The sequence below is a fragment of the Ilumatobacter sp. genome, from assembly GCF_039969435.1.
GTDB lineage: Bacteria > Actinomycetota > Acidimicrobiia > Acidimicrobiales > Ilumatobacteraceae > Ilumatobacter_A.
In genome coordinates this window covers 8426-22202 of sequence record NZ_JBDVNU010000020.1, presented here as the reverse complement: position 1 = coordinate 22202, position 13777 = coordinate 8426, and the positions used below count along the sequence as shown (strand labels likewise).

General features: G+C 66.2%; 4 protein-coding genes. All 4 read right to left on the bottom strand.

Going from position 1 to position 13777, the window contains the following annotated elements; all coding sequences use genetic code 11:
• Positions 1 to 47 precede the first annotated feature (47 nt).
• The 4 genes from ABJK40_RS11190 to ABJK40_RS11175 all read right to left on the bottom strand — a co-directional run bounded on the left by ABJK40_RS11190 (position 48) and on the right by ABJK40_RS11175 (position 13634).
• Entirely contained in the window at positions 48 to 1409 is a 1362-nt protein-coding gene (locus ABJK40_RS11190) for a sugar transferase (protein ID WP_348480765.1), read from the bottom strand.
• Between the two features lie 341 nt (positions 1410 to 1750).
• Positions 1751 to 2779, bottom strand: a complete 1029-nt coding sequence (locus ABJK40_RS11185; protein ID WP_348480764.1) for a WecB/TagA/CpsF family glycosyltransferase — start codon at positions 2777 to 2779, stop codon at positions 1751 to 1753.
• On the bottom strand, positions 2776 to 8952 hold the full coding sequence (locus ABJK40_RS11180) for an SDR family NAD(P)-dependent oxidoreductase (RefSeq protein ID WP_348480763.1): 6177 nt from the start codon (positions 8950 to 8952) through the stop codon (positions 2776 to 2778). Before ABJK40_RS11180 ends, ABJK40_RS11185 begins: the two co-directional genes overlap by 4 nt.
• On the bottom strand, positions 8949 to 13634 hold the full coding sequence (locus ABJK40_RS11175; RefSeq protein ID WP_348480762.1) for a MupA/Atu3671 family FMN-dependent luciferase-like monooxygenase: 4686 nt from the start codon (positions 13632 to 13634) through the stop codon (positions 8949 to 8951). The genes ABJK40_RS11180 and ABJK40_RS11175 overlap by 4 nt, the downstream gene beginning before the upstream one ends.
• Positions 13635 to 13777: the final 143 nt, after the last annotated feature.

Here is a 13777-nt window from a genome sequence, read left to right as displayed (position 1 = left end):
GCTTCTCCTCGTCCGGATCGGAACGTGTGATACGCAGGTCAGCCGTTTCAGGCGGCTCCCCTTCCGCGGAGGACCACCGCGACCGTACGCGAACAGATCTGCAGGTCGTGGAAGAGGGACCAGTTGTCGACGTAGTAGAGGTCCATGCGCTTGTACGTTTCGAAGCTGCTGTCCGATCGTCCGGAGACCTGCCACATTCCCGTCAGGCCGGGCAACGCACGAAGTCGCTCGCTCACCTCATCGTCCCATTGTTCGACCTCCTCGGGCAGTGCGGGGCGGGGGCCGACCATGCTCATGGTGCCGACGAGGACGCAGAACAACTGGGGGAGTTCGTCGATGGACAGTTTGCGCAGGATCCGACCGACCGGTGTGACTCGCGGGTCGGACTTCATCTTGAACAGTGGACCGTCCGCCTCGTTGAGCGACATGAGTTCGGCCTTGCGCTCCTCGGCGTCGATGACCATCGTGCGGTACTTGACGACTTCGAACAGTTCGCCGTCCTTGCCCACGCGCACCTGACGGAAGAAGATCGGCCCGCGAGAGGTGGACTTGATCGCCGCCGCAGCGACCAACTGCAGGGGCAGGCTGGCGAGGAGAATCGCCGATGCCAGCACCAGGTCGAACACCCGCTTCGCGATGCCGCGCCAACCGTTGCGAATGATCGGTTCGACGTAGATCAGGGTGCGCCCGTCCATCGACTGCGGGCGGAGCCGGGAGACGTCGATGTCGCGCAAGCTCGAGGACAGCGCGACGTGGTATCCCTCGTCGGTGAGGCGGCGTGTGAGCGTGTTGACCCGAGCGGACGGCACCGACGCAAGAGACACCACGACGCCGACGGCGTCGTGGTCATCGAGCACCCGGGACAAATCGTCGACGGTGCCGAGGGGCTCGACCTCGTCGCACGAAGGGGCGCCGTCGACCGCGGCCAGTCCGATCACTTCGTAACCGAGCGACGGGTTGCGTTGGTAGTCGTGCATCAGTGCGATCGCATGTTCGTCGGTTCCGACGATGACGATGCGACGTCGGAGCCGACCGTCGGAACGGAGCCGCCGGAAGACGGAACGGGCGATGCGGCGCTCGACGAGCAGACAACCGGTGACGCCGATGCCAACGAGCGCCACCCACAGCCGCGACAGTTCCTGGTACTGGACTCCCAGTGAGACGAGCAGCAACCAACTCATGCCTGTGCCGACGGCCTTGAAGATGTTGACCGCCTCTTCGAGCGGACGCTCGTTGGCACGCGAGTGATACAGGCGGCTCATGCCGGCGCCGAGGGCGAACGCCGGGGCGCTACTTGCTGCGAGCCAGAGATGGTCGACGATCACGAACGTGGGGACGGGTCTGACGATCGCCTGAGTCGCGAACGCGAGTGCCACACCCACCACGAGAGCCGCCACGTCCGCAAGCACGAGGCTCACCTTGGGGCTCGGCGGCTTCCTCCGAGAGCGTCGCACACGGGAGGCAGGAGGCTCGCGACATGGCAGCGGTCGAGCATCGCTGCCCGGGTCACGAACCGGTGACGGGACTGGAGGCGGGTTCGTGTGGACGACACGAATCTCCGCGTTCACTGCGCGATCGGAGGTGTCCGCCATATCTCTTCATCGGCCTGCTACGCCGGGTGCTGAAGAAATCTTTGGAATCGGCGGGCGGTAGTTGTGCATCAGCCACCATCGGTGACACCATCGCTTGATCTCGCCACCGAAAGTGACCAACCGGCCCTGGTTGGCGGATGATCGTCATGGGCGACGCGCTACCGGTCGCCAGCAGCCGAAGCGTGCACTGCGACGAGTTGCGCGAGCCCGTGAATCCGCCCGAGATCGACCTGCTCGAGCCCGACGAATTCGACGAGTCGATCGTCGAGGGCTGCGAGGCGCGAGACGGTGGCGATCTCGTGAGCGATGCCATTCGTCGGTGTGCCGGCCTTGGCGAGGTCGACGACGATCTCGGGTCCGCTCGTCGAATCGACGCTCACGGTGCCGCCCTCCGACGTTGCTCGTCCGACCCTGGCCTGACGAACGAGTGCGGGCCCGAACACCCGGAAGTCCCGGGCATACCGGCCCACGAGACGACGGGGGTCGGTGGCGGCCCTATGGAGCCATTCCAGGCCGGTCCGCTGCATCCACCGGGGTGCGCGTCGTTGTTCGCCGACGAGGAAGTCGAGGCTTCCGCCGACGCCGATCATCAGCGGGATCGAGAGCTCCGACGCGAATCGTTCGATGAAGAGGTCCTGCTTGGGGTGACCGAAGGCGAAGCAACCGATGTCGGCGTCGAGCGTGCGCAGGTGTTCGATGTCGGCTTGTGTCACATCGTCGAGATGATGGAACGACGGCCCCTGTGTCGCAATGATGTCGAGTCCTGGCGAGCGCTCTCGGAGGAGTGAGGCTGCTCGATCTGCGACTCCCGGACCTGCCCCGATCAAGGCGATCCTCGTCCCGTCCTGTGCGGCTCGCTCGCACATCAACGGGACGAGGTCGGCACCGGCGACTCTCGTGCGCAATCGCCCTCCGAGAAGTCGCACGCCCCAGACGAGCGGCATCCCATCAGGGATCGACAGTGCAGTCGAACGCAGCACTCGGGCGACCACCGGATCAAGAATGGCGTTCACGACGAAGTCGACGTTGACGGTGGCGACCTGGAACGTGCGCTGTTGCGCCCGGCCGCGTCGAACGAACTCCCATATCTCGTCCATCGCCTGGTCCATGTCGACGTCGTCGACCGGGACGCCGGCGATGAGGAGCGAACCGGCTCGTCGCTCCGTATCCGGATGCGTCGCCGTCACGACGATTGTCCCAGGGACGGGTCGTACCGGTCGAGAAGCGGCGCGAGTCGATTCCACATCGTGGCGACGTTGGGTTGGACGAACATGGTGTGATGATCGCCGGGAACGGCGATCACATCGAGTTTCCCCGCGACGTGCTGCCGCCAGTGGTAATCCCACGGCTGGTAGGGCCAGACGAGGTCGGCCTTCATCAAGATGACGTCGAACCCGTACGTCGGCATCGCATAGTCGAGAGAGATCTCTGCGAAGTGGTCGAACAGGTCGACGAAACCCTCCTGCTCGCGCTCGACGAGCCAGAACGGTGCCTCCTCGTTGTCGTTGGCCGCATCATCGCCGAGGTACCTCAGAACACGACCGCCGAGTCGGTCCTTGACATACGCTCGCATCGGCCTCGAGCCGTATCGCGCCAGGTTCTTCGCAAAGTTGCGACGTGAGGTCCACGTCGGCGGATACGCGAGGCCGGCAGGGATGCTGTCGAACAGCACCACGCAGGGCACATCTGCTCCTGCTGACCGGAGCTGGTGACCCATTTCGAGCGCAACGATGCCCCCTCCGGAATATCCGCCGATGAGGTAGGGGTCTGGCCCCGCGTCCGTGAGCGCCGCGACGTAGCGCGCAGCCATCTCCGGCACGGTCGAATCGGGCGGATCTTCGCTGTCGATACCAATCGCTTGGATGCCATTGAGCGGGCGCTGACCCTTCATCAGGCGCGCGAGTTGCGAGAGGAACAACACGTTTCCTCCTGCACCGTGCACGATCGAGAACGGCAGCGCGTTCCCTTCACGATTGAGCGGGATGAGCGTCCTCTTGGCAGTGATCGCTGGTCGGGCCGGCAGCGTCGCCTGGGTGGCAACCGGCGCAATTTCCTTCGCCTTGTCGGAGGATGTGGTCTTGTCGAAGTCGTCGTCGATGTCGGGTCGGTGAGTTCGAAGCAACACCGCGAGTTCGTCGACAGTCGATGCCTCGAAGAGGACGGAGAGTTGCAGTTTGACGCCGAGCTCGCGATGGATTCGTGCGATGAGTCGGATCGCGATCAACGAGTGGCCGCCCAGTTCGAAGAAGTCAGCGTCTGATTCGACTGTGACGCCGAGCAACTCGCTCCACATCGCCTGGAGGGCACCTTCGAGGCCGGGTGCGACGTCTGCAGCCGCCGCATGAGCGTCGGGGTCGGGTCGTAGCGGTGACACGAGGTCGTCGAGTTCGACGGAGGACACGACGAGACGCTGAACGCGGCTTCCGACGACTCGCTCGAGGATGTGTCCGGCATCAGACCGACGCAGCCCAGCGCCTTCGGCGAGTTCGACGAAGACCCCCGCAGACGGCAGCGCTCGCGGGCGTTCGATTGCGTGGCGGTCTGCGCCGAGCGCGATGCCGTCGCCGAGAGCGCGAAGTTCGAGGCCCACGATGTCGAGGACCAGCTGGCCGTCTTCGTCGAGGAGCCGCACGTCAGCGACGAGTGAGTTCTCCGACGTCGACGTGCAGACCGCGGCGACCTGCACGGTTGCGGGCACGCCCCCCAGTCGGCGAATCGACTCGACCGCGACCGGTGCCATCAGCGAGTCGAATCGGTCGCTGCGCAGCGTGATGGCCACACCGATTGCGGCGTCGACGAGAGCGGGATGGGCGCTCCAGGCGGTGACCTCGTCGGCGACGTCGGCGGGAAGTGCAAGGCGGGCGTCGGCCCGCTCGGCGGTGACGTCGGCAGAGTCGACGGACGCCCAACGGCGGCCGAGCCGAAGCGTGCGACGTTGCGCTGCAAGGGGATCGACTGCTCGCCCCGTGCCGGGTTCCGGATCCGTCCAGCGCTCGGGTGGTCCTGTGGATGGAGCGACGAGCCGACCCTCGGAATGGACGTGCCATGTCAGTCCCTTGCCGTGGTCGCTTTCGATCCGTACGGCTCGGGTGCCGTCCGAATCCGGTTCATCGACGACGACCTGGACGATCACCTCGTCACCGTCGGGAACGATGAGCGGCTCGATCAGCAGGACGTCCTTCACCATGAGGTCGTCGTCGGGAGCCACGAAAGCCGCTGCGGCCAAGATCAGCTCGATGTGGCCGGTTCCCGGAAGCAACGCCGTGCCGTCCGAGATGCGGTGTTCGTCGACGACCCAGTCGTCGGCGGTGGTCAGTCGACCAGCGAACCGGGTCGTTGCAGTGCTCGTGATGCGTTCGGACAGAACGGGATGCCGTACTGGAGTGCCATCGCCCAACTCGAGACGTAGCCGACGAACGAGGTCGGCCGCCATTCCGATGCCGGCCCATGCGCCGGAGTTGAGCGTGACGACTCTGAGGCCCGACCGGTCGAATCCGGCGAGTTCGTCGAGGAACGCGTTCGACGCGACGTACGAGACCTGGCCCTCGGCGCCGAGGAACGAACTCGTCGACGAGATGAGGAGCAGAAGCGAAGCCCCGCGTCGCGAGAGTTCCTGGGCGAGTACGGCTGCGCCGCCCGCCTTTGCACCGATTGCCACGTCGTGGTCGCGCCGTTCGGAGAGTTCGATGAGTCCGTCGCGCAGACGACCGGCCGCATGGATCGCCCCGTCGAGCGGCCCCAGGTGCGCTTCGGCTCGGTCGATCGCAGCCGTGAGCGACCCGGCGTCGGCGGCATCGCCGTGGACGACGACGACACGGGTGCCCAGGGCCTCCAGTTGCTCGATCCGCCGGATTCGTCGGCTCGTCGGATCGTCGGAGCCGTGAGTACGTGTCCACAGGATACGTTCCTCGGTGGTCGAAGGGATCGGCGACGACGACAGAATCGCGAGCTGTGCTCCGTGCGTCGATGCGAGGTGAGTCGCCATCGCATGCCCGACGTCGCCGAGACCGCCGGTCACCAGATAGTTGCCGCCGCTGACGAATGCCGATCGTGCAGGATCGACCTCGTCGATGGGACGCCGCTGCATTTCGACGACCATCCGCCGGTCGCCACGGAGCGCGATCACGTCGTCGGCGGAGTCCGCCAGGAGTTCGGTGACGATCTGGCCCGCCGTCGTGGCGTGGTCGACGTCGAGGTGCACTGTGTGCAGCCCGGGGTATTCCTTGGCGGCGACGAGCACAGGGCCGCGTGCGAGCGCGTCGACGGGTCGTTCTGCCCTTTCGAGCGCACCGCTCGCGAGTCGGGTCACCGCAGCGAACGTCGAGCCGGGCTCGGGGAGGGCTCCGACGGCGCGGACGGCTGCGAGCCCCACGCCGAGCCACAGGTCGGTAGCGGCCGCGATGTCGGTGGACTCGGCACCGCTCGGTCCGATGACACACACGGACTGCGTGCTGATCTGGGAGAGATCGGCATCGGCATCTGCGACGTCGACGTGTCGGCCGTGTCGTCGGAGTTCATCGGCGATCTCGCTGACGAGTTCGTCGTCGGTATCGCCGACGACGGTCCAGGTGGTCGGGGGTCTGGACCTTCGGTCGTCGAGCGGGGCGTCCCGCCAGGTCGGCTCCCAGAACCAGTCGCGCATGTCGTCCAGCCGCTGGATGGGTGGTGCTGCGGCCGTCGAGATCGCAGTGGAAAAAATCGGCGCTCCAGTCGACCCCTCACCCGGCTCGATCCAGTGGCGGTCGCCCTGGAACGGGTACGTGGGCAGGACGAGGCGGCGGGTGCGATCGCCGGCGAACTGACGGATGTCGACAGCGACACCGTTCGCCCACAGCCCGGCGAAGGCCTGCAGGGTGTGGACCGTGTCCGGTGAAGCATCGTTCGGGTGGCGAAGTGCCGGCAGCGATGCCACGGGTGCCGTCGGTTGCATCCGTGCGTACGCCGAGAGCGCTTGGCCGGGGCCGAGTTCCGACAGCACCATCGGAGCGCCGTCCAGGACCGTGGCGAGGCAGTCGGCGAAGCGAACGGTGCCGCGGAGGTGATCGACCCAGTACTGCGGGTCGGTCGCCCGGTCCGCGGTGATCCACGTGCCGGTGAGGTTCGACGGATACCTCATCGTCGGGTCGTTCAGCGTCACGGTGCGGACGAACTGCCCGAACTCTTCGAGGACCGGATCGAGGATCGAGCTGTGTGCCGCAGCGGACAACTTCAACAACGATGCCTGGATGTCGTCGGCCTCGAGTTCTGCGGCGAGCCGCTCCACCGCGTCGAGTGGCCCTGCGACGACACAATCTTCAGCGGTGTTCACGACGGCCATCGAAATGTCGTCGGAGAGACGCTCTGCAAGGGCGGCCTCGGCGAGCGAGACGGCGAGCATCCCGACCGGTCGCCCGGCACTCGCGTTCGCCATGAGTCGGCTTCGGCTGACCACCAGCGCGATCGCGTCGTCCAGGCTGAGCACGCCGGCGAGATGTGCGGCGACGTACTCGCCGAGGCTGTGCCCGACGAGGGCATCTGGTTGGGCTCCCCACGCCATCCACTGGCGGGCGAGGGCGACCGAGGTGATGAAGACGGACGGAAGCGACACGTCCGCCTGGCGAAGAACTGCCGGATCGCCGTCGGGCGCCATCAGCGGTGCCAGCGACGGGCCGCCTGCAGCCTCGACGCGACGCATCGAATCGCTCATGGAATCGTGGAACACCTCGAAACGGTGGTCGAGTCCCGAACCCATCCCGGTGTACTGCGATCCCCCACCGGGGAACATGAACGCGAGACGCGGGGGATGCTCCCCTGAGAAGCCGCTGATAGATCGCGAACGATCGGCGTCGCGCAGCTGCTGCGGAGCGGCTGCGGTGTCGGTGATGGTCATCACTCGGCGTTGCCGCATGTGTCGTCTGCCCACTGCAAGTGTGTGGGCCACGTCGGCCAGTTCAGCCTCCGGGCTCCGGTCCAAGTGCGTCGCGAGTCGCTGCACGGAGGCGTCGACGGCAGCGATCGACATGCCCGACAGGCACAGCACCTGTTCCGGCGTCGAAGGCGGAGATGGCTGCGCTGTCGGTGCTTCTTCGAGAATCACGTGGGCGTTCGTTCCTCCGACCCCCAGAGAACTCACGCCAGCGCGCCGCACCGCGTCGCCGGGCCATTCGACGGCTTCGCCGGAGAGCTCGAACGGGGACCGCCCCACGTCGAGCAGAGCGCTGGGTCGCTCGAAGTTCGCCAGGGGCGGAAGCGTGCGATGACGCAGCGCCTGGACGACCTTGATCACGCTGGCCACGCCCGCTGCGGTGTCGAGGTGACCGATGTTGGGCTTCGTCGACGTCAATCGGCAGAAGCCGGTGTCATCGGTGGTCGACCGGAACGCTTCGGTCAGTGCAGCGAACTCGATCGGGTCGCCGACCGGCGTGCCAGTGCCGTGGGCGTCGACGAGTTGGATGTCGCGAGCACTCAACCCGGCGACGGCGAGGGCCTCCTTGACCACGTCAGCGTGTCCGTCGACGCTGGGCGCGAGGTAGCTGACCTTGCGGGCGCCGTCGTTGTTCACTGCGGACGCGCGAAGGATGGCCAGCACCGGGTCGCCGTCCTCGATGGCGTCAGCGAGCCGTCGCAGCGACACCACACCGGTTCCGCTCGTGAGCACGGTGCCCGCTGACCTGGCCTCGAACGCTCGGCAATGACCATCGGGGGAGAGGATCTCGCCTTCCTGGAACGTGTAGCCGACGCCGTGTGGGACCTCGATGGTCGAACCTCCTGCGAGTGCCAGGTCGCATTCGAACGACAGCAGGCTCTGTGCAGCGAGGTGTATTGCGACGAGCGATGTCGAGCACGCCGTCTGCACGCTGACCGACGGACCGCGGAGATCGAGCTTGTACGAGGTGAACGTCGGCAGGAAGTCCTTGTCGTTGCTCGTGTGACGCAGCAGGAACCATCCGACCTGGTCGACGAGTTTCTGGTTCGTGACGAGGTTGTTGATGAGGTACGTGTCCATGCCGCACCCGGCAAAAACTCCGATCGCTCCATCGAAGGTCTCGGGGACGTGGCCACCTGACTCGAGGGCCTCCCACGAACACTCGAGGAAGTGGCGGTGCTGGGGGTCCATGATCGATGCGTCGCGTGCTCCGATACCGAAGAACTCGGCGTCGAAACGGTCGACGCCCTCCAGGATCCCCGCACGTGGTACATAGTTCGGTTGGTTCACGATCGATGCCGGCAGCCCGGCCTGGATGAGCAACGCAGGGTTGAGGTCGACGAGGCAGTCGTCACCTGCGACGACGCGCTCCCACAATCGGTTCACGTCAGGGGCGCCGGGAAAGCGTCCTGACATGCCGACGATCGCAACCGCCGATTCGTCGGTCTCGCTCACGTCGGTCCTCCGCCTCGCCGCGCCATGGCGCGTCGACGCTTTTCTCCTCGCGCCGAGCCCGTGGCCACGGCGGGGCCGTCGTCCGCCGCTTCGGTGCCGGCACCGTCGAGTGACTCGATGTGGGCCGCGAGCGTTCGAACGGTCGGGAACCGGAACAGGTCGGTGAGCGCAATCGTTGCGCCGGTGTCGACGAGCGTCCGGAACACGCTCACTGCAAGCAGTGAATGCCCGCCGATCTCGAAAAAGTTGTCGTCGCGGCCGACCGGTCGCCCGAGCGCCTCGGCCCAGACAGCCGCAATCCGCCGCTCGCCGTCGTCCGTTGGTGCCGTTGCAGACGTCTCGTCGTGTGCCCGGCGAATCTCGAAGGGCAGTGCATTCCGGTCCACCTTCCCGTTCGGAGTGAGCGGAAAGGCCGCAAGTGGCACGATCGCCGAGGGCACCATCACGGACGGCAAGTCGGCGCCGATGTGGTCGCGCAGTTCCTGCTCGTCGAGTTCTCCGGTTGCGACGACGAACGCCACGAGGAACGGGTCGGTGCCGACGCCGCGCGGTACGACGACAGACTGCACGACGCTCGGATGGGCATCGAGCACCGATTCGATCTCACCGAGTTCGATGCGGTGGCCTCGGATCTTCAGCTGGTTGTCCGAGCGTCCCCCGAATTCGACGTGGCCCGACGGGTGCACACGAACCACGTCACCCGTCGCGTACAGGCGACCCATCGAGTTGTGATCCACGAAGCGTTCGGCCGTCAGGTCGGGACGGTCGTGGTATCCGCGGGCGACTCCTTCGCCGCCGATGAACAACTCGCCGAACGATCCGATCGGCACGCGATGCCCGCCGTCGTCGAGCACGAGGATGGTCGTGTTGGCGATCGGGCGTCCGATCGGCACGCTCGCACCATCGATCGACTCGATTTCCTCGGTCAGCGACCAGATCGTCGTCTCGGTCGGCCCGTACATGTTCGTGAACCGGTCGGGCAGAATCCCGCGTAGCTCGTTGGCCATTGCGACGGGCAGTGCCTCGCCACCGAGCATCAGGTGCCGGATCGATCCCAGTGCGGCACGATCGGACGGGTTTGCGACCAACATCGCCGCCAGTGACGGCGTGCACTGCATGTGCGTCACGTCGTGACGTTCGATCAGTGCAGCGACGGTTTCGTCGTGGACGGCATCGTTGATCGAAGGAGTGGCGCCGCCCGGCGTCGCTGATGTTGTGGGAGCTGCGATCGGGTCGGCGTCGATCTGCTGCTTGGTGGCTTTCAGCAGCGGGAAGGAGCCGAGCACGCGGTCGACGTCGACCCCGAAGTCGACGAGGCAAGCGACCTCGTCGACGCCGAGTTCGCCGACCGTTGCGATGGTCGCGGCTGCGTCGTCGGCGGTGCCGAAGAGACCGCTTGTGTCCAGATAGCGGGAGGCAGCCATTTCCAGGAGTTGATCGAGTTCGTCCTCGGTGAGCGACGCAAACGCTTCATCGGCGTCCTTGCCGGATCCGGCGAAGGTCGGGAACGACGACGCCATGTTCTTGATGAGGCCCACTGCGGTACCGAGGTAGGCCTTCATCGGCCCGCGAGCATGCTCCTTCGCAGTATCGGCATCTTCGTCGAGGAAGGTGTGCAGCATCAGCGTGACGTGGCCTTCACCGTCGTGTCCGGCCTCGGTCCAGGCGGTCCGATAGCGGACGATGTTGGCCGCGAGGTCGTCGTGCGACTGACCGAGCAGGTGCGTCAGCACGTTGACGCCCGATCGCCCGGCCTGCTCGAACGTGGCCGGCGTGCCGGCTGAGGTCAACCAGATCGGCAGCTCCGCTTGTACCGGTCGAGGCAGGGTGCTGACGCTGACCATCTCTGCGTCGTGGCCGGGCATGACGACCGACTCGCCGCGCCACAGCCGCTTGACGACGTCGATCAACCCGGGCAGTTCACTTCGGGCGCGCCCGTAGGTCGCCGGGTTGAGCACGAAGTCGTTCGGCTGCCATCCGGGAGCGAACGAGATTCCGACGCGCCCATTCGACAGGTTGTCGACGACCGCCCATTCCTCGGCGACGCGTACGGGGGAGTGCAGCGGTAACACAACGCTGCCGGCGCGAATGGCGACGTTCTTCGTCGTGGCCGCGATCGCGGCGCTGATCACGCTCGGGTTCGGGTACGCCCCACCGAAGGGGTGGAAGTGCCGTTCCGGACTCCAGATCGCTTCGAATCCGTTCTCATCGGCGAACTTGGCGCCTTCGAGGAGAAGCCGGTATCCATCGCCCTCTGACGCCTGCGCCGCCGCGAAGTAGAAGAGGCTCATCGACACGGGCCGTGTCCGCACCGCAGGAACGGTGACGGCAGGTGAGGTGTCGGCGCTCGTGCCGGCCGTCGTGCCGAAGCCGCTCTCGGCCTTGAGGACGACGTGGAAACCTCGACTCAGCGTCCAGAGCAGTTCGAGAACGGAGATGTCGAACGACAGGCTGGTCACGGCGAGCCAGACGCCGGGTTCGTCGTGGTCGATGACCGCGTCCATCCCGACGAAGAAGTTGGCGACGTTGCGGTGTTCGAGCATCACTCCCTTCGGCTTACCGGTCGATCCGGAGGTGTAGATCACGTAGGCGAGATCGGCCGCATCGTGGGCTGACTCGGTGGACGCGTGATCGGTTCTCGCTGCGGCGGACGAGTCGATCTCGGCAGGATCCAGCAGCGTCAGGTCGGCACGGGCGAGATCACGGGCGACCTTGTCTCGAGCGAGCAGGACGGCGATACCGGCATCGTCGACCATGTACTGCAGTCGCTCCGCTGGATACGCGGGGTCGAGCGGCACGTAGGCCGCACCGAGTCGGATCGTGGCGAGCACGCCGACGAGCATGTCGAGTCCGCGCGGCACGGCGATGCCCACGCGGTCGCCGCGTCCGATTCCTGCAGCGGCGAGGTCCGAAGCGAACCTTTCTGCGCGCTGAGCGAGTTCGGTGTAGGTCAAGGTCGTGTCGCCGAACGACACCGCTGGAGCATCCGGCGACCGTTCGACCTGGCGCCAGATCCCAGCGTCGACGGTCAACTTGCGGTCGTGATCGACGGCGGTGGCGTTGAGCGCATCGAGTCGGGAGCGCTCCTGCGTGGAGAGGATGTCGACATCACCGATTTCGGTGTCGGTGTCGAGTGCGGTCAGGACGGCTGTGAGCTGATCGGCAAGGCGTGAGGCCAGTTCGGGTCCGACGACACTCGTGTGGTGGAACACGGTGACCGTGCCGTCCTGGACCGCGAGCACGAGTTGTGATTCGTCGACATCGGCGAAACTGGGCTCGTCGTCGACGAAGATGGTGACGGCTGCTGACGTACCGATCGTCTTCAAAGCCGGGGTGCGACCGATGAGATCGTGAGCGAATGGACCCCGACGACTCATGTCGGCAAGTTCGGTTCCGACAGATCCGACGAGTGCTGCCGTGCCGAGATCGTCGTGGACCTCCACCAGCGCGATCGGCGGACGGAGGATGCGGCCGAGACGATGCATCGTCTCGGCCGTTGCGGTGTCGATGACTGCGAAGGCGGCGTGGCCCGTGCCGTTGAGCCGGGCGAGCCACAACGAGATGGCGGCCACAGCGGTGGTGGTGTCGGTTGATCCGGTGGCGACCTGCACCGAGATCCAGTCGCCCGCTGCGGCGACGTCGTCGTCATCGACGGGGGTCGACGACAACGTCGTGGTGGCCAGGCGATGCGTCCAGAAGCTCTCGTGAGCAGCCAATCGGGGATCGACTTCGGCGAGGGCGGCGACGGTCTCCGAAGGGGGAGGAGTGAGACGCGCGCCGACGGCAAGGTCGGCTCCTGCGAGCACCTCGGTCGGCTGGGCGATCGATCCGTCGGCACGCGCGAGCTCGAGGCGGAGATCGCCGTCGGCCGTCGTCACGATCAGCGAGCGATCGTCGGCGTCGACGATCGTGCCCGGTTCCCCGCCGCTCGAGCCGTCGGTCGCGGCAGCGGTCGCTGCGAGGACCTGGTTGCCCACCAGCAGCAGCGGGACACCGATCGAATTGGATGACAGGTGGCCCAGGTCGAGCGCACGGACGAGGCGGCCGAGTCCGTCCGCAGAGTCCGACGAGAGATCGAGCAGTCGTGACGGGCGATCGCCGCGGCGGTACAGGTGCCCCTCGGTATCGGGCTGTGCCGTTGTGGTCACGCGTCCCGACGCGAGCGCGTCGGCGACGCGCGGAAACGAAGCGAGCGCCGCCTCGTAGCAGCGGGCGTTCAGCGAGAAGGCAGTGTCGTCGGGACTGATCGAGAACGTTTCCGTTGCCACGATCTCGCCGGCATCGACGTCGCTGGTCATCACGTGCCACGTCACGGCGTGTTCGCTCTCGCCGTTCAGGATTGCCCACGTCGTGACGTTGAGGCCGGCGTATCCCGGGAGCGGACCGTCGTGGAAGTTGACGGCCATGTCGGCGCGATCGAGGAGCGCATCGGGCAGGATTCGGAGGTTGGCGATGCTGAGGAGGATGTCGAAGTCGATCGAGCCGAGCGAGGTCACGAGATCGGCGTCGGAGCGAGTCGTCGTGATCTGGAGTTGATCTGCGTGTTGCTCGACCTGCGCATTCACCGTTGCAACCGCCACGACGCTCAAACCCGCTGCATGTGCGAGATCGATGCACTGCGCGGCGAGCGGCTCGTCACCGATGACGAGGCAGCGCTTCCCGGATATCGTTGCGTACGTCATACCCATCCCTCGTCAACTTGTGGTCTCCGCTTGAATAGTGACAGTAGTCATTCGGCATTGGGTACCGTTCGACTTTCTGGCCAGCGCCTCAAGGTCGGGGCACGGCCTGCCGAAGTTGCTCACGGCGCTCGATTCGTCGACGT

Bases quoted from the DNA above. Each gene is read 5' to 3' on its own strand.
- ABJK40_RS11175 (WP_348480762.1), bottom strand. From the start codon at position 13,634: ATGACGTACGCAACGATATCCGGGAAGCGCTGCCTCGTCATCGGTGAC.